This is a genomic window from Dictyobacter kobayashii (genome assembly GCF_003967555.1).
GTDB classification, from domain to species: Bacteria; Chloroflexota; Ktedonobacteria; order Ktedonobacterales; family Ktedonobacteraceae; genus Dictyobacter; species Dictyobacter kobayashii.
In genome coordinates, this window is sequence record NZ_BIFS01000002.1 from 1,273,065 (window position 1) to 1,289,722 (window position 16,658).

Annotated in this window: 15 protein-coding genes and 1 pseudogene; 7 read left to right on the forward strand and 9 right to left on the reverse strand. The window is 47.9% G+C overall.

What is annotated here, in order from left to right; all coding sequences use genetic code 11:
* The first annotated feature begins 137 nt into the window (after positions 1 to 137).
* On the forward strand, positions 138 to 740 hold the full coding sequence (locus EL645_RS32200) for a hypothetical protein (RefSeq protein ID WP_126556564.1): 603 nt from the start codon (positions 138 to 140) through the stop codon (positions 738 to 740).
* Positions 741 to 948: 208 nt separating this feature from the next.
* Here the strand turns inward: EL645_RS32200 and EL645_RS32205 are convergent, their stop codons facing one another.
* The 9 genes from EL645_RS32205 to EL645_RS32245 form a co-directional block, all read right to left on the reverse strand.
* The gene (locus tag EL645_RS32205; protein WP_126556565.1) at positions 949 to 1,161 is read right to left on the reverse strand and encodes a hypothetical protein; all 213 of its coding nucleotides are present in this window, start codon (positions 1,159 to 1,161) and stop codon (positions 949 to 951) included.
* Between the two features lie 237 nt (positions 1,162 to 1,398).
* Positions 1,399 to 4,713 (reverse strand): AfsR/SARP family transcriptional regulator, encoded by a 3,315-nt coding sequence (locus EL645_RS32210; protein ID WP_126556566.1) that lies wholly within the window; start codon positions 4,711 to 4,713, stop codon positions 1,399 to 1,401.
* Between the two features lie 314 nt (positions 4,714 to 5,027).
* Positions 5,028 to 5,234: an Os1348 family NHLP clan protein gene (locus tag EL645_RS32215; RefSeq protein ID WP_126556567.1), complete on the reverse strand. Its 207-nt coding sequence runs from the start codon at positions 5,232 to 5,234 to the stop codon at positions 5,028 to 5,030.
* A 67-nt stretch (positions 5,235 to 5,301) separates the two neighbouring features.
* On the reverse strand, positions 5,302 to 6,099 hold the full coding sequence (locus tag EL645_RS32220; protein ID WP_126556568.1) for a 4'-phosphopantetheinyl transferase family protein: 798 nt from the start codon (positions 6,097 to 6,099) through the stop codon (positions 5,302 to 5,304).
* An 11-nt stretch (positions 6,100 to 6,110) separates the two neighbouring features.
* Positions 6,111 to 6,440: a phosphopantetheine-binding protein gene (locus EL645_RS32225; RefSeq protein ID WP_126556569.1), complete on the reverse strand. Its 330-nt coding sequence runs from the start codon at positions 6,438 to 6,440 to the stop codon at positions 6,111 to 6,113.
* 227 nt (positions 6,441 to 6,667) lie between these two features.
* Complete coding sequence (locus EL645_RS32230; RefSeq protein ID WP_161977870.1) at positions 6,668 to 7,645, reverse strand: homoserine kinase; 978 nt, start codon at positions 7,643 to 7,645, stop codon at positions 6,668 to 6,670.
* Between the two features lie 11 nt (positions 7,646 to 7,656).
* The gene (locus EL645_RS32235) at positions 7,657 to 7,899 is read right to left on the reverse strand and encodes a M20/M25/M40 family metallo-hydrolase (protein WP_126556571.1); all 243 of its coding nucleotides are present in this window, start codon (positions 7,897 to 7,899) and stop codon (positions 7,657 to 7,659) included.
* Between the two features lie 184 nt (positions 7,900 to 8,083).
* The gene (locus tag EL645_RS32240) at positions 8,084 to 9,094 is read right to left on the reverse strand and encodes a M20/M25/M40 family metallo-hydrolase (protein ID WP_126556572.1); all 1,011 of its coding nucleotides are present in this window, start codon (positions 9,092 to 9,094) and stop codon (positions 8,084 to 8,086) included.
* A gap of 21 nt (positions 9,095 to 9,115) precedes the next feature.
* Positions 9,116 to 10,597, reverse strand: coding sequence for a glutamate-cysteine ligase family protein (locus EL645_RS32245; RefSeq protein ID WP_126556573.1), 1,482 nt, complete (start codon positions 10,595 to 10,597; stop codon positions 9,116 to 9,118).
* Between the two features lie 380 nt (positions 10,598 to 10,977).
* Here EL645_RS32245 and EL645_RS32250 point away from each other — a divergent pair, with 380 nt between their 5' ends.
* The 6 genes and pseudogenes from EL645_RS32250 to EL645_RS32275 all read left to right on the forward strand — a co-directional run bounded on the left by EL645_RS32250 (position 10,978) and on the right by EL645_RS32275 (position 16,609).
* Positions 10,978 to 11,187 (forward strand): MbtH family protein, encoded by a 210-nt coding sequence (locus EL645_RS32250; protein WP_126556574.1) that lies wholly within the window; start codon positions 10,978 to 10,980, stop codon positions 11,185 to 11,187.
* 58 nt (positions 11,188 to 11,245) lie between these two features.
* Positions 11,246 to 12,024, forward strand: a pseudogene (locus tag EL645_RS43335) (thioesterase II family protein).
* A 210-nt stretch (positions 12,025 to 12,234) separates the two neighbouring features.
* Complete coding sequence (locus EL645_RS32260; protein ID WP_161977871.1) at positions 12,235 to 13,611, forward strand: MFS transporter; 1,377 nt, start codon at positions 12,235 to 12,237, stop codon at positions 13,609 to 13,611.
* Between the two features lie 159 nt (positions 13,612 to 13,770).
* The gene (locus tag EL645_RS32265) at positions 13,771 to 14,412 is read left to right on the forward strand and encodes an ABC transporter ATP-binding protein (RefSeq protein ID WP_246035649.1); all 642 of its coding nucleotides are present in this window, start codon (positions 13,771 to 13,773) and stop codon (positions 14,410 to 14,412) included.
* 15 nt (positions 14,413 to 14,427) lie between these two features.
* Complete coding sequence (locus tag EL645_RS32270; RefSeq protein ID WP_126556577.1) at positions 14,428 to 14,703, forward strand: ABC transporter permease; 276 nt, start codon at positions 14,428 to 14,430, stop codon at positions 14,701 to 14,703.
* Positions 14,663 to 16,609, forward strand: coding sequence for an FtsX-like permease family protein (locus EL645_RS32275; protein WP_126556578.1), 1,947 nt, complete (start codon positions 14,663 to 14,665; stop codon positions 16,607 to 16,609). The genes EL645_RS32270 and EL645_RS32275 overlap by 41 nt, the downstream gene beginning before the upstream one ends.
* The last annotated feature ends 49 nt before the right edge of the window (positions 16,610 to 16,658 follow it).

The following is a 16,658-nucleotide window of genomic DNA, read 5'->3' on the forward strand; positions in this document are numbered from 1 at the left end:
TCTCAGTCAGAATGACTATTATAAAAGCTCTTTTTACCGCTCGTGCAGGATAGATACCGATTTCTGAGCAGTATTTTGCCAGTCAATAGCCTACCCGTTGACTGGTAAAAGCCCATAGGAAAGGACGCAATGATTCTATGGTTCCAGTAGATTACATAACCTTTTTTACTACCATGGCTACCGTTGGTGCAACGCTTTTTGGTCTGATATTTGTGGCCATTTCTATTAAACCGGATATTACTCGCGCTGAAAATATCTCAGTGATGCGTCAGGTTCAAGCCGCCAGCTCCTACAGTGCATTACTCAATCCTCTTGTTATCTCATTGTTAGCACTTATGCCTCATGCAACAATTGGCAGAAGTGCGCTCATAATGAGTGTGATTGGACTTATAAACACAATCATTATGGGAATATTCCTGCTTCGGGAGGCCGGGGGCTGGGTGAAGAAATGGAATAACATTTTTTTTATTCTCGCCAGTCTTGTCATGTTTGGCTTTGAGCTCTTCTATGCCATAAGATTAAATATAGAGCCTCAGAATATTTCTATCCTGGATAATCTTGCAATCATGTTTGTAGTCATTTATCTTTATGGTATTGCGCGTGCCTGGGATTTGATAGGAGCGCGCCAGTTCCATATTCAAGAGACATTAAGCCCTTTGATCTCCAAAGGAATAGAGGAAGCCACTTCTGACAAGCCACACACTGAACATATGAAAGATACAAGCAGCCAGAGACACTAACAATGGTACTCTTTAGAGAATTTTATTCAAAATATCGATAGGGGCACATCCTTTATGTTCAAGGATGTGCCCCTGGTCTTGAGAAATTCTTGTTGCTTAAAATAGGGATAGGATACTCATCTAGACGCTGAAATACACTGGTACCGACTTCTATAGACAATCTATTCCTTTGTGAGAGAAGACCCGTTCGTTCAAAGGACGATATCGACTAGTTTCCTCCACCGATAGGGCCAGTAACATCGTTCCCGCCATCGGCAAGTAGATGGAGGGTATGTGATGTCAATTGGAGATGAGATGCGAAATGTACTCCTAATAAAACAAGGCATACCAGGACACCAATGAACAGACCAATCAAGATCAACCATTTGTTCAGAGATACCCGAGATAACGTTGTGATGGCGTTTGTTTGTTGTGCGTTCATGTTTTTTCCTCCTGTAAAACTGCCAATATTTATCATTCTTTTGATAAGCTAGCGTCAGTAGCAAAGCAAATTTCTTAGCGGCACTGATCATCAATCTCTGTTAGTAATCATACTTTTGCGGCGTTTACTGCATGTTCGCATGAGCTTATTGTGTTCGCGCTTAGTTCGCAATCTCAAGTGAAGATCTGAGGGATAGAGGGTAGAGAGATAGCAGTGGCGTTTACAGGAGGAGTTTTATTAATTGATACTGGTCAGGCGTTGATGGAATTTTTGAATAGCAGGACCAGGAAGAACATCTAATTCCTCATGGAGGATATCCACGCAGCGTTGATATTGACGAATAGCCAATCCACGCTTTCCCTGCCTCATATAGCAACGCATCAATCCATAGTGTGCTTCTTCAGAACAGTTATCGATGGACAAGAGATAGCGCCAGTGTTGAACACATTCGTCTGTTTCCCCATCGTTCCAGGCGATTAACGCGAGTTCATGGCGTGAACGCATATACTTGAGACGGAGCTCATCGCGTTTTCCAATACACCAATCGCTATAAAACGATTGAACATAATCTCCCTGGTAGAGGGCAACTGTTTTATTCAAAAGCTCCCTGGCCTGTTCCATTTGCTTTTCTTCAATGGCCTGCATAGCTTGAACGAAGCTCTGCTGAAACAGATCGACATCGTAGCTCACATGCTCGCCATAGAGCGCACTAAAATTCAAGGTGTAGAGGCCACCCCTATAAACAATGCAAGCCTCGCCAATAGCTTTACGCAAATAGAAAAGAGAGGATCTTAACGTCTGGTCAATATTGTCTTCTGGAGAAGACCAGAGCGCTTCAATAATCTGCTCTTTGCGTACCGATCGTCCAACATTCAAGAGAAAGTAGCACAATTCCATGGAACGAGCCATGCGCCAACGTGTGACAGGTGTACCATCAACGATCACCACTGGTTCACCAAAAGCAATAATTTGGAGGGTATGGGAGGTTGATACCGATTGCGTTGTAGACACAACAAGAGGTGCAGCGGCAGGAACTTCTTTTTTCCCTTCTTGAGGAAGCGCCATTTTCCAACTATCCTTACTCCCTGACTGTAAATACCGCTGGAGCCGCTTCCAGACATCAGGAAAAGGGCGCAACGTACGCTGAGCTAATTGTTCCAAACGCTCCTGCATCACAAGATTGATGATCTTGATGCATGATTCCTCCAGCTCAGTCTCCTTTTTAAGGGCCAGTTGACAGGCAGCCAGGCGAACAAGACACTCAAGTGTCGTGCGCTTTTGTCCCGCCTCCTCAGAATACGATTGAAGCAAGAACAAGATATCATAAGCTTGTTGATACTTTTGTTGCAAGACATAGAGTGTACCAAGCACCAATCGGCACTGTATCTGTTCGCCACTCGTTGGTCCGGCTGCTTCTGTATGAGTTTGTTCAATAAAAAAGAACGCCGTATCAAAATCACCCATAGAGAGATAGATCAATGCCAACTGGCACAGGTTAAAATTAATCAGTCGAACATCTTCAAGCAAACGCGCGCTAGCCAGACTATCCTCCACAACCTTGAGCGCCTGCTGATAGAGCCCTTCATCGGTATATGCCCCACCCAGATTAAAGAGGCCATACGCTTCACCACTAAGAAATTGTTGTTGATGAGAGACCTCTATAATCTCCTGGAACATGCGACAGGCTTCGCTCAGATCACCTTTATCGCGCTTCATGATGCCAATCCAGATCAAATTATTAATTTTTGTGCGCGAATCCCCCAATTGCTCACAAATCGCAATGGCTCTGGTACGATGATGTTCAGCCAGAGCATTTTTACTGATCAGAGTATACGCATTAGCCAGGCTGGTATGAATATGGGCTGTTTGTGGCGTAACGGTATTATGACCACAAAGCTGTAAAGCGTGTTGCAGCTGGGTAATAGCCTCTGAACACTTTCCCAGGACCATCGCGCAGTCACCAAAACGGATATGTGTCTTGATGCGAAAAGCAGTTTCGTCGATAGGCATCAGAGCCAGGGCCTCTTTGCAGAGTTGCTGAGATCCTTCATAATTACCATTTTTAAACAGAATATTGCTTCTCGCATACTGAATTCTGGCTAACAAGGTCATTGTGACCTCATCCTGGCCTTGAGATGTTTGCTGCAGGAGTTGATAGGCTTTCTCTAGCAAAGGAGCTGCCTGTGGACTTTCATACTGAGAAATATAGAGTGTTGCCCGTAACAGCAAAAGATTAGGGTTATTTTCTAGTAACGAGGAGGGCAGTTGATCGAGCCACTGCATCATTTTTGTTTGCGAATTGCTATCCTGCGGCATCCGTTCCGAAAAAGAGAGAATAATCTCAATCAGAAAATCTTCCGCGGAAGTCTGGAGGGCATGCTGAAATGCTTGATCGTACTCATGAAGGGCATAGAAATAGAGCGCGGCTCTATACTGCAGCTCGCGACAGGCATCGGGCTGTTTTTGGGCTAGCTCTGTGTAGAGCAATTCGCGCAACACTGGATGAAGACTATATGTGCGCTGTCCATGCTCTTTATTGACACGCTTCACAAAGAGACCACGATTCTCTATATACGTGAGAAGCGCATCAGCAGTCTCGCTCTCTAGTAGCGCATTGCAAGCAGGGATAGACAATTCTGTTAAGACCGAGCAATGGAGTAGAAAGGCATAAGCCTCTGCCTCATGTTTAAAAATATCATTATAGATATAAGAGCGCAAATTATGATAGCTTACCTGTAAAGTCGAATTGATCCAGGGACCATCACCAACATTTGTGTATGCTGTGAGAAAATAATCATTCATTTGTGTAGAGAGCAGAATGCCAACAATCCAGCCTTCAAATAATTGCGTCAGCTTTTCGGCATCGGCTATATCTGTGAGCAGCGGCACCTGTTGCCGCAAGCTGAACAAGGCATAGATTTCCTCAGCAGAGAAGCGCAATGCCTGATTACCGAGTCCTACGAGCTGGTTTTGTGTGAGTAAAGGAGCTAAATGAATCGAGGGCGTAGCGCGACTCTCAATACACAGTATGCAATCCGTAGGCAGATGGGCAATAAGCATATTCATAAAATTTTGAATTGGCTCATGATCATTTATTTCATGGTAGTTGCATAAACAGAGAATGAAGCGAGCTGGTAAGTCGGTCTCCAACAGAGCCAGGAATTGCTGTATCAACTGTTCAAAGGTGACCGGATCAGCGGCCGCCTGTGCCAAATGCTGGATATAATCCGCGCCTAAAGATGCGGCAAAAGCAGGGATAACCTGTTGAATGCTGGCAATCAACGTTTCAATAAAGGTTACAAGATTCGTATCTGAATGATCGAGAAAGTACCAGCTAGCCTGAGCCTGGCTTTTCTGAATAAAATCTGCCAGTAATGTTGTCTTGCCATAGCCAGCTGGAGCACAGAGAAGAAGCATTTTACAGATAGAGGGGTGAACATTATCGGCTGATGAGTGAGCGTCTTGCAATACATCAATTAATGAGGAACGAGAAAGAATGGTGCGAGGTAATAGTGGCGGAGTGATTTTTCGTATAAATTTCGCTATCCGCATCCAGGATTCTCCTTCTTGCAGAAATATATTTATAAGCACATAACAAAAACACAGAATGTCTTGTCATTCTGCTATCTTATGCAAATACTTTCTATAAAAAGGTAAAAGCAACCTACCCTTTAATGTAGTTTATTCCTCTCCTATTATCTTTAAAAAAGATTCTTTAGTCAAGTGATATATCATTTTTGATGAAAACACATGCTATTTCACCACATCATAATTAAATTAATGTGAGAAGAGCATATATTTAGAGAAGAACTTATGGCTCCTTCTCTCTGCCAGGATGCTTGAGAGGTAAATATATAGAAGAGGGGTTATTGAGAAGGCAAAAGGTGCAGCAAATTCTTGCTAAATGCCGAGAGGGTATCTGCCTTACTCTGAGCAAATGCTTCAATTTCTTCGTCCGTCAATTCATAGCCGAGTCTTTTGGCGGCTACGACTGGATCGCGTAAAAACTCTTTCTCAAAGGATTTGTCGAGGGCGGCCTGACCCAGAATTCTGTTAATGATGGTCCATGTCATTATCTATCACCTATGATGTATTAAGAATGATGAAAGTACAACTGCTCAGTATGATCGGCGCTCGTAACTAAAGCATCTGTTGAAGGGTAGTGTAAAGATACGTATATTGGCCAGACAACTGGTGCCACTGCCAGCACAGCAGGCGTACCTGTGGTTTTTCGGTAATAACCACCGCTTTATAGCCTTTCTCTGTAGTCAGATCATAATACTGCCAGCGCAAAGGCTCGGCAGGATCGTCCTGTACATGGAGCAAAGAGGGTGGTTCACCTGGTACTAATGAGACATCAAATTGTTGGAGCGGAAGAGATAGGCCTATGCCACGGGCTTTGACATAGGCTTCTTTTCTCGTCCAGGCATTATAAAATGCCTCCTGTTGCAGGGCAGGCACAAGATCTTGCAAGGTTTGGTATTCGTGCTGTGAGAAGGTATGGTTGGCCAGCAGCGTATAGTCAAGATTAGCCCGGATCAATTCAATGTCAATCCCTACCTGCCGTTGGGTACAGATAGCGTAAAGCGCCCAGTATCCTGAATGCGAAAGATTGAACTGAAGTTTGCTATCATGGTAGGCAGGATTTAGAAAAGGCTTGCCATAAGAGTTGAAGCTAAAGCGCACACAGTCGGGCGGAATAGACAGGTAATTTCCCAGCAGCAGGCGCAATATACCACGCGCAGCAATCCAATGGCGACGATCCTTCTCAAAATGAAAACGCCGGGCGCGGATAATTTCATCTGCGGAGAGTACCTGTTGTAGTTGCATGACATCTTCCAATGGCAAGTCCAAAGGAGCTTGCCATATATGTAGCTCATCTGCCCTGAGGACTGGATGTCTTGTTGACGTTTCCCAACGAGTATAAGCATTTATCATCGCTGGTCTCCTTAATGTTGAAAGATAATGTTTTGAGCCATTTCTGAGATTGTTGGATGGTCAACAAACTGTCCTAATGAAAAATGAAGCCCCTGAATCCTGGCGAGCGAAAGAATTTGCGCAGCATGCAAGGCATCGCCTCCAAGATCAAAAAAGTTTGCATGAGCATCAACCTGAGGGAGCTCTAAAACCTGGCACCAGATGTTCATAAGGACCTGTTTGGCCCATAGTTGCTGTGCGAGTATATCGGTGTGATGGATAGGTACCGATGATGGTAAGAGGGATGAACCCGCTAGGATGCCCCTGCTGGGTTTCAGAATACTTTTTGAGCTGATAGTCATTGTTGTTCCTCTTCTTCAGATTACTTTTTGCTACCAGATGAACCGCGATCCAGAACAAGGTAGCACTCTCGTGTAATATAAATTCCGATTTCGTTCTGGATCTGCTTATATAGTATCTGATCCCCTGTTTACATAGCGTTCGCACTATATTAACAATTTACTTTTTTACATCCTTTTTATTTATATTAATAATTTTTTCCTTTCTTATCCCTCCAATCAAAGACCGATCACACGGCGCGCTGGTGAGCAACCTGGGGCAGAGATAGGGAGACCGGGTGTGTAGAGGCGCCTCGATTCTCTATCGGGAGAAGTTGGCAGCTACCAGCTAGCTTGAGAGTGTGGGCCCTTGCCTGGATAGCGGATATAATCCGGTCATAACTGTGGGACGCCAGAGCAAACAGGGTGGATGCATGATCCAAAAAGCAAGCTCCATGTGCTCCAGCGGCCATGGCCTCTTCAGTCAGAGCAGCTACAGTTAGCGGCCAAAGGGGCTGAAAGGGCGGCCGGAGTTGGTCTTGCATGGTCGAAGCAAGCAAGTGATACTGTCCAGTTTGCAGAGCTGACAACAAGAGTGCGATGCGGCTGGTATAACTGGTCGCATCGGTGCGTGAGTACCAGGCTGATACAGGCCTTTGTTCTTCGCAGCGACCCATGGTAAAGGTCGGTCTGAAAATGATCACCTTAAGCTCGCCTGGCAAGGGCATAGCTGTAGTGTACACTTTTCGATCCTGGACGACCGCAACCGCCAGACCTCCTAGAAGAGCGGCCGCGACAGTATCAGCATGCAAATCAGCGGCAAGTTCCATAGCAAGAAGAATAAGTTCATCCATATCAAATGCCAGCTGCTTTTTCTTCAAATATCTATTGGCGCCCAGGAGTCCACCAACGGCAGCAGCCGTCCTACTGCCCAAACCAGAATCATCTGGAATCTCAAGCGACATCTGAACACGAACAGATGGGAGCGAAAGCCCTCGGCGCTCGAAAGGCAGACAAAAGGCACGACAGAAAAGGTCATCGCTCGCCGGTGCATACCCCTGGCTGCCCAAGTTCGTGATCAGGATGGGTAGGGCCGTCTGCTGCCCGGAGATTGACGGCAATGTCTCTAGCCGATAGGTATTATAGAGACTGAGCGCTAACCCCAGGCAATGAAAACAGGACCCCAGATTAGCTAATGTCGCGGGAACGCGAACAATGAACGCGGTCACATAAGTTCCTTTCATGCGTAAGCGACAAGTGGTAAATGGGCCTGTACGCCGACCGTTGCGATCAAACCGGCTAACAACGCCGCACGCGGAGCAATGCTATCAAGGAGGAGATACTCCTGCGGACTGTGGTCCAGTCCTCCAATTGGTCCCAGGCCATCCAGTACTGGAATACCTAGCTCGGTAGCAAATCTGCCATCTGAACTCCCTCCTGTCAGCACATGATCCACAGCAAAGCTGAGATGCTGAGCAATCATTTGAGCATGCTTGTATTAGCGCCGACGCAAATGTGAGCCGGTGTCGAGCTCAAATGCGTGCTTTTTTGAACAAAGAAAGAAATGATTATTTTTTTCGTTTCAATGGCTTCTCATTTATCTGAGCAGGCTTCTCACCTGGTGTCAAGGTAAAGCGCAGCGGCCTTTATACCAGGTGAGAAGCCTGCTACACTCCCTGGGTCATTGAGTCAAAACGCGCCAGGATCGGCTCACATTTGCGTCGGCGCTGACACTTGAGCAAGTTTTTAGTCTCCTGGCTGCAAATCATGGGGTCCCGATAGGCTTCTAATTCCAACTGGAGACGAACGCCGGGGACACGTTTCTTGCCAAGCATCTCGCGCCAGATATTTTCGATGATCAGGCGATCCGCTGGATGTAGATAGCGCAGATCAAAACGCGCCTGGGCAAATTCGGGTACGACATTTGGGACCGTTCCGCCATGTATCTCACCAGGACAGATAGTTACCCCTTCGAGATAATGCTGGAGACTATAAAACTGTAAGAGCTGGTGCGCGAGCTCAACGATGGCATTCTTTCCTTTTTCAGGTTCTACACCTGCATGGGCCGCATGCCCCTGCGCGGTAAGCTTATACCAGGCAGAACCTTTGCGCGCACTGACAATGGCCCCATTTTCGCGCGCCGCTTCCAGAACCAGCACGGCATCGCTATCCCGACATACGTGCTGGATCAATGGAATTGAATGACGCAGACTTGTCTCTTCATCCGAAACACAGAGAAGACAAATCTCAGCAAAATCGTCGTAATGCAATGACACCATGGCTTCTAATGCATAGAGCGCGGCCAGAATACAGCCTTTCATATCAGATGCACCAGGTGCATAAAGCCTGGTGCCTTTGATCTGTAATGGCCGCTGCTCAGCGACGCCTACCGGATAAACAGTATCGATATGACCCAGCAACACTATTTTTCCCCGACCCCGACCATGACCGCTCAGGGTGCCGACTACATCATTGCCATTTAAGCCATTTTCAATGACAGAGGTAGTCATGCCGAGCTGTTGCATGCGAGACACTAGAAACATGCCTACCTGATCCAGGCCGGGTTTGTAGTCTGATCCAGAGTCAATCGCACAGAGCAGGCGTAAATCATCTACATAGTGTGGCAGATGCTGATCGACGAGCCTTTCAATTGCTTGTACGAGTACCTGTAACTCCATAACATTTCTCCATTGAACGATTTACCCTTTGAGCCAGTTGCGCATATCGTTGCTTCTGACAATCTGTTCAAACGCCCCTTGCTCAAATTGAGCTCGTACGTCATCGGCCGGACAACGGCGCGTCTCTGCCCGCTGATACAATGGTTCCAAATATTTTTCTTCCCCGAACGCACGTTTTTGCAGACCGCGCGTAGCAATCGCGAGCAGCCAGGCAATATAGCGATCGATATCGACGCCAGGATACGTAAAGTTGAGGCCATGAATAGACGCGAGTTTATGGATATCGCGCCATTGGTCTAGCGAGATAGTCTCCGCCAGACCAACCAGAGCCTGATAATTTTCTACCAGACCGAGCGTAAGGGCAGAGGCGCACAGGTTAGCGTGTGGTGGTTGCTGGCAGCTTATTCGATCCTCGATTGTTCCGTAGGCTGGTTGTAAGCGACTGAAGAACCAGGCAAAGCCACATTGCGTCGTGATATCTGAGAGGGTACTCTGCAGTGCCTGGCTGGTCCCATCCAGGGCAAAGCCAGTCTGCGAATGGGCATTCAAGAAAAACTGACGGAACGTTCCCTGATGGTTGATGCGATACATTTCGCCATCGCGCGTAACAGCAATCGGCCGAAAGCCAAAGATGTAATCAAGATAATGCTCAATATTCTGAAATCTAGGTGGAAGACCCAATTGTTGTTTGCGAGCAGGCCAGCACCAATCAAGGAATTCCTGACGGATCGACTTGCACTTGTCATCGTTTTGCCCTTGCCAGATAGGTGAGTTCGCCAGGAGGGCCAACCGAAGTCCTGCGGTTGCATTAAGTGCGTTCACGACGGGAATAGCCTCAGCTGCCGAGATTTCGACCTGGGTCTGGCAGGAAGCATCCAGGGTATGCAGCTCGACACCATACCCCATAGGATTGATGACATTCTCCTGCTTACAGATATCGACCATAAACTCATAGCGGCTCTTTTCGCCCAGATAGGCGACGTCTGGTTGTGCTTTTGGTTGCACACCATAACCAAGGATCGAGGCATTCTTTTGGGCCAGGATGGTCGTGATGGTTTGCATGAGCCGGCGCAAATGTTGTTCCGCAATAATGATCGAAGGTGCAGGAGCCAGATCAACTTCGAGAATGGCATAACCCAGATCACTTGTGATGATATCGTAGTGATGCTTCCTCTCACCACCAACATCTGGACGCTGCTTTTTGACGGCAACAATTTTTTGTGTAGCCTCATCTTTTAGCGGCTCCCACCCTTGCGCGACCAGCTCCTGCCAGAGAAAATCGATGACATCGCGACTAATAATCGAGCCATCCGCAAAAACAAGAGGATACTCATTCTCCAGCCCAACCCAACGCGGTCCGGCGGCAGGTTGATTGATATCATCGCGGAAGCCAGCGGTAAAATAGCGCTGGGCATCGCGCATATCCATAGTCTGCGTATATGCTTGAGTCGCATGAGTGGTAATGGCACCTGTTGCCGTATCCTTCTTTGCCTGTTCTAGCATTTTTTGCTCCTTTATAAAAAGCTATAAAAGCGTTATATGGACAATCGATCCTGTCCAGCTGGTTTCAAGCCCAAATAAATCAGCTTCTGGCAGAATTTTCTTTGTCCAGTGTTGTCTTTCCCATCCCGTGTTCCATGAATGAGTATACTGAGGCATTTACTGTATTCATATACCAATGCGAGGTATTTCTCCGGTGTAGGTAGAGCATTAAAAGAAAGTTTTTTAGAGGGTAGAAGTTATTTACCCCAGGGGAGTATTGAGAAGCAAAAAGCATCAATTTATACTTTGAATGTTCTCGCATGAGTTGAGAATACCGCCATAGCGAGCGGTGAAAAAGTCATAACATTTGCTGAGCTCAAAAGAAAGGAAGCTATATACCAATGTCAAATAGCGAACAGACAGAGATTCTTTATAACGTCGTCGTCAATCACGAGCTGCAATACTCGATCTGGCCAGTGGGAAAAGTGAATGCTCCTGGTTGGAAAGACGCAGGCAAGAGTGGCACGAAAGAGGAGTGCCTCGCTTACATTAAAGAGGTCTGGACCGATATGCGTCCTCTCAGCTTACAGAAAGCCATGGAGGCCCGTTAGGACTCAGGCAGGCTGTGTTCTTGATCCGTTCATGTTTGAAACAACCAAGGAAAATCTTATGCTTCATACTCCAGTTCAGCAATCCTGGATTGCGTACCGCAAGAACCAGGGACAGCGACCTCGCTTGCGTCTGTTTTGTATTGCGTATGCTGGAGGAAGTGCTTCAGCCTACCGCAACTGGCACAAATTTTTGCCAGGAGTAGATGTGTGTCCGATTCAACTCCCAGGGCGCGAAAACCGGTTACAGGAGCAAGTATTTACCCGGCTCCCGCAGCTGCTAGAGCCCTTAGCAAAAGGGATACTTCCTTTGCTGGATATCCCTTTTGCATTCTTTGGGCATAGTATGGGAGCCTTGATTAGCTTTGAACTGGCGCACTTTGTACAGAGTCACTACGGATACACCCCCGCGCATCTCTTCTTTTCAGCTTGCCGGGCACCACAACTCTCCCGGACGGATCTGCCGGTGCTCCATCACTTGAATGACAAGGAGTTCATTTCCGGAGTGAGACGATTGGGGGAATGCAAGAAGAGATCCTACAAAATACGGAAATGATGGAACTGATTCTACCTATCCTACGAGCGGACTTCACCATTTGTGAGACATATACCTATACGCAACGGCCACCTTTTACCTGTCCGATTACCGCTATAGGAGGACGATTGGACCAGGAGGTGCAGAGGCAGCATCTCATTGCCTGGCAAGAGCAGACGAGTGGGCCCTTTCATTTTCAAGACTTTGCGGGGAATCACTTCTTTCTACAGACGGAGCAGGATGCGCTCTTTTCATTCTTGACATCCGAGTTAAAGCCTTACTTACCGTCATCTCATACTCATTGAGAGCTTGCTGATCAAGTAAAGGCTCTGGCGCGACTCACATACGCTTCTTTGTTGTAGCTTTAGCTCCGAAGAGCGGTACATAAAGGTTGTTCATCCTCGTTAGATGGTCGGCGAGAGGGCGAAGCATGCCTTTCAACCCGGTTGCATGGTGATGCGCAAAAATCATGAAGACCTGTCTGTGCCCTATTGTCAAAAGATTGGAGATTGACTGTGGAAACTGTTGAAGAGGCCACACCTCTTGTTCATATAGGTGCGGGAACGCAAAAAAAGAGTTTGCTGCACAATCGCAATTTTGTTCTGTTGTGGAGTGGTCAATGCATTTCACTGCTAGGCGATTTTGTCTTTGATACTACCCTTGTTTTATGGATCAGTAACGGGCTGACGAAAAATCAGCCATGGTCGCCATTAGCGGTGAGTATATTATTCTTGATGACTACCTTGCCAGCATTTCTGTTTGGCCCTGTCGCCGGCGTGTTTGTGGATCGCTGGAATAAGCGCCAGACGATGTTACGCATGGACCTGCTACGCGCAGGTCTCATTTTTTTGCTGTTTGCAGCATGTATGTTTGAATCTCAAACGTTTATTCCTCATACTTCCAGCATGACCTTTGGCTGGTTGGGAGGAATTTACGTCATTGTTCTGCTTGCCACAATTTGCGCCCAATTTTTTAATCCCTCCCGGCTGGCGCTGGTTGGCGAAGTGGTCGCGGAAGAGCAGCGCACAAAAGCCATGGTCTTGATGCAGATGACAATGAGCCTCGCGCTGATCCTGGGTCCCTCGCTGGCGGCTTTTCTGTTTGCGCTGGTGGGAGTCAAATGGGCCCTGCTACTCAATGCTGTTTCGTTCTTGCTTTCTTTTGTGGCAGTCCGCGCTATCAATACTCCTGCTCAGGAAGAAAAGCCACTGGGAGCGGTGCAAGCAAAGTTTATGCAAGAATTTCGGGCCGGGCTCCAATTTTGTGTCACGAATCGCGTTTTAAGTACACTTCTGATCGCGTTAGTACTGGCGACCCTGGGCGCTGGATCGATCTACTCATTGAACGTGTTTTTCGCGCAGAATAATTTACATGCATCAATCGCCATGTATGGTCTCCTGGGCTCATTTTACGGCATTGGTTCTGTGGTAGGGGCCCTGCTGGCCGGGCTGTTTGTGCAAAAACTGGGCATGGAGCGCACCTTCTGGTTGTCACTGGTCGTATTTGGCGGGGTCTTCCTGTGCTATGCACGCAGTACAGAGCTACCGCTAGCGCTCTTCTTCTTCTTCCTGCTGGGAATACCTAATGCAGCAATCAGTGTGGCATTGATGCCTTTAATCTTACAGGTTACCCCACGTGAACTGGTGGGACGCATCACATCCGTATTGATGCCGCTGCAGAGCCTGGCCTTAATGATCTCTGTGGTGTGCATGGGATATCTGGATAGTAACGTATTGAAACACGTTCACCTGGTTCTATTCAATCAACTGTTTGGTCCCGTAGATACACTCTTCACCATGACGGCTCTCCTGATCATCGGTGGGGGCTTATTTACGATGCTGAGGCTGACACAACTAAAGAAGGCAGCTACTGAAGCACCTGAAGACAAGTGAGTGCCATTACAAATACGACACATGCATTGAAGAAACAATATAAGGAGTCACCCTACTCATGAAAACATATCCTAAACAGATTTTCCCCCCATATCGACCTCCGCCCTGGTAACGGTTGAACATATTCAAAAAACCATCACTGGACGTGCCGGCCACTTTGTGTTGCTGGATGATATCTCTTTTTCTGTTCCAGACGGCAGTCTCTTCGCGATTAATGGTCCATCGGGAAGCGGAAAATCCACGCTGCTGAACATTTTGACGGGCATTGATCGCTATGATAGTGGCAGCGTGCGCTTCCTTGGTGAGGAGTTGGGGCAGCGCAGCGAAAACCAGATGGCGCGCTGGCGTGGCAAACATGTTGGAATTGTGTTTCAATTTTTCCAGCTTTTACCGACCCTGACAGCCAAAGAGAATGTCCTGCTGGCACTGGAATTAGCCGGCGTGGTAGCACGAAAAAACTGGGAAAAGCAGGTTGAGAGCAGTTTACGGCAGGTCGGTATGCTCGATTATGCCAATCGCCTTCCCAGTGAGCTTTCCGGCGGCCAGCAACAACGCGTCGCCATCGCCCGAGCCCTGGCAAATGATCCACCAGTTCTGATTGCCGATGAACCGACCGGCAACCTGGACTCAAAAATGGCGATCCAGGTCTTTACACTGCTAGAAGAGCTAGCCCAGCAAGGAAAGACCGTCATCTATGTCACACATGATCGTGCTCTTGCCGCTCGTTCGACTGATTTTATTGAACTGCTGGATGGCCGAATTATTAACGCGAGCACGCGGGCATACGGCAAAGCCGTCTAGGTGAGGGAGAAGTTTATGCGGGTCCTGTTAAAAAAAGCTTTAAAGGATGTAACGCGGCGCAAGATGCGTAGCTTCCTGACGATTCTAGGTATCGCCCTGGGCGTGATGGGTCTGACAGCCTTGAGTATCGCCGCCACCCAATTTGAAAATAGCTTTAGCTATACGACAGATACATCATCTCTTGCTGACATACAGATAACCACTGCACCGACCAGCCCTTCATTGGTCACAGACTTGCAGCGACAACCCAATGTGGCTCTCGTCCAGGCCGCAGGGTATTCAGCCTGGTGAGCGCATACCGCTGAGTGTGGCAGGCCAACAAACTCAACTAACGGTGGCAGGATTTGTGCGGACCAAAGGTTTGCCGGCGGCGCTTCTCACCGGTCAGGCGCGGGCCTATATGACCCAGCCGACTTTTGAGCAGTTCTTCCATGTCAATGGCGTGAATCTGTTTCTGGTACGCGTCCAGCAGCGCGCACAAACCACACAAACCTTTCAACAGCTGATACCTATCCTACAGGGGCAGCACGTTGAGCTACAAAACTCCAGCCTGGGACAACAATTAACGACGAACACAACGGGTACAAATAATCTGTTTGTCATTATCAGCGTTGTCTCGGCCATTGCCCTGCTTTTAAGTGCTTTTCTGTTGATCAGCACCATCACGACCGTGATTACCGAACAATTTCCAATCATTGGGACAATGAAAGCGGTAGGCGCGACCAGAGGCCAGGTGATGGCGAACTATCTGTTTCTGGTTGGCATCTATGCCATCGTTGGAACAGGGATTGGCATGCTCCTGGGAGGAGTGGGAGGCTATTTCCTGCTGAACTATATTAGCGGCCTCCTTAACCTCGATAACGGACCATTTACGCTTGATCCGTTATCCATCCTGCTCAGTTGTGCGGTTGGCCTGGGGGTACCTTTGCTGGCAGCCATCATTCCTGTGTATCGCGGCACTAGCCTGACAGTACGCGAAACAATGGCCAGCTATGGACTAGAGTCTCAACGTTCCGCGCGCAACGGATCTGGCTTGCTGGCACGCGGCAGCCGCATCTTCTCACAGACGATCCAATTTGGTCTGCGCAGCCTGTTTCGCAAACGCGTGCGCCTGGTCTTGACCTTGCTGGCACTAAGCTTCTCGGCACTGGCTTTTCTGACGGTGCAGACAACAACAAATTCTCTGGCTGCCATGCTAAATCAGATTGGTGATACCTATCATTATGATGTGATCGTTACCGAGGTGCATCCAGTTTCCTACCAACAGGTACAAACAGCGTTATCTCCTTTAAAGGATGTACAACGTGTCGAGCCCTTTTTCCAATCACGCGTTGATACGCAGTGGGGTCATGTGGTACTCACAGCGGTGCAACCGGAGACACAACTCTATCAGAAAAAATTGTTGGCCGGACACTGGCTCACGGATACACATACACAGCAACTTGTTCTGAGCAATAATGTTGCCAAACAATCTGGCCTGCACGTCGGCAGTGTGTTGCATTTCCACAACGATGTCCACACGGCTCAATGGACGGTTGTTGGCATCCTCATGGACAATAACCTTGTCAATCAAAATTCGCTGGGTACCATCTTTGCGCCAGTGCAGCAGGTCGATCAGTTTCAGCAACTACCCGCTGACTCAACCAGTGGCCTGATTGTAGCAGCACACTCTCATAGCAGTACAGCGGTCAATGCTCTGGCCTCACAGGTTGATAGCACGTTAAGCTCAGCCAACCTTCCAGGCGCCACGCGTACCGAAAGCCAGCAAATACAGCGCGATGCGAGTGAGTTCCAGGTTCTCTATGGCTTACTCAATATCGCCACGATCATTATCGCCATAGTGGGCGCCATGAGCCTGTTTAATTCACTGGCCATGAGTGTGATGGAGCGTCGACGTGAGATTGGTATTCTGCGCTCCGTTGGAGCGAGTAGCGCCCGGGTAGCGCTGGTCTTCTGGACCGAGGGGAACGCGCTCGGGCTACTATCCTGGCTGGTTGCGCTACTCCTGGGCATTCCCATCTCATGGATCTTTGTGCAACTGCTAGGCCTGCTCTTGACCCCTATCCCCTTTGCATTCAATCCCTTCAACCTGCTTTTGATGCTTGTTTTTATATTAGCAATCACCGCACTTGTAAGCCTGGGACCGGCCAGGAGCGCCACAAAAATGCGTATTGCTGAAATCTTGCGCTACGAGTAGCCATAGGTAACGAGATATGTGTCGTTTTACAGAGGGAAGGAAACGGATC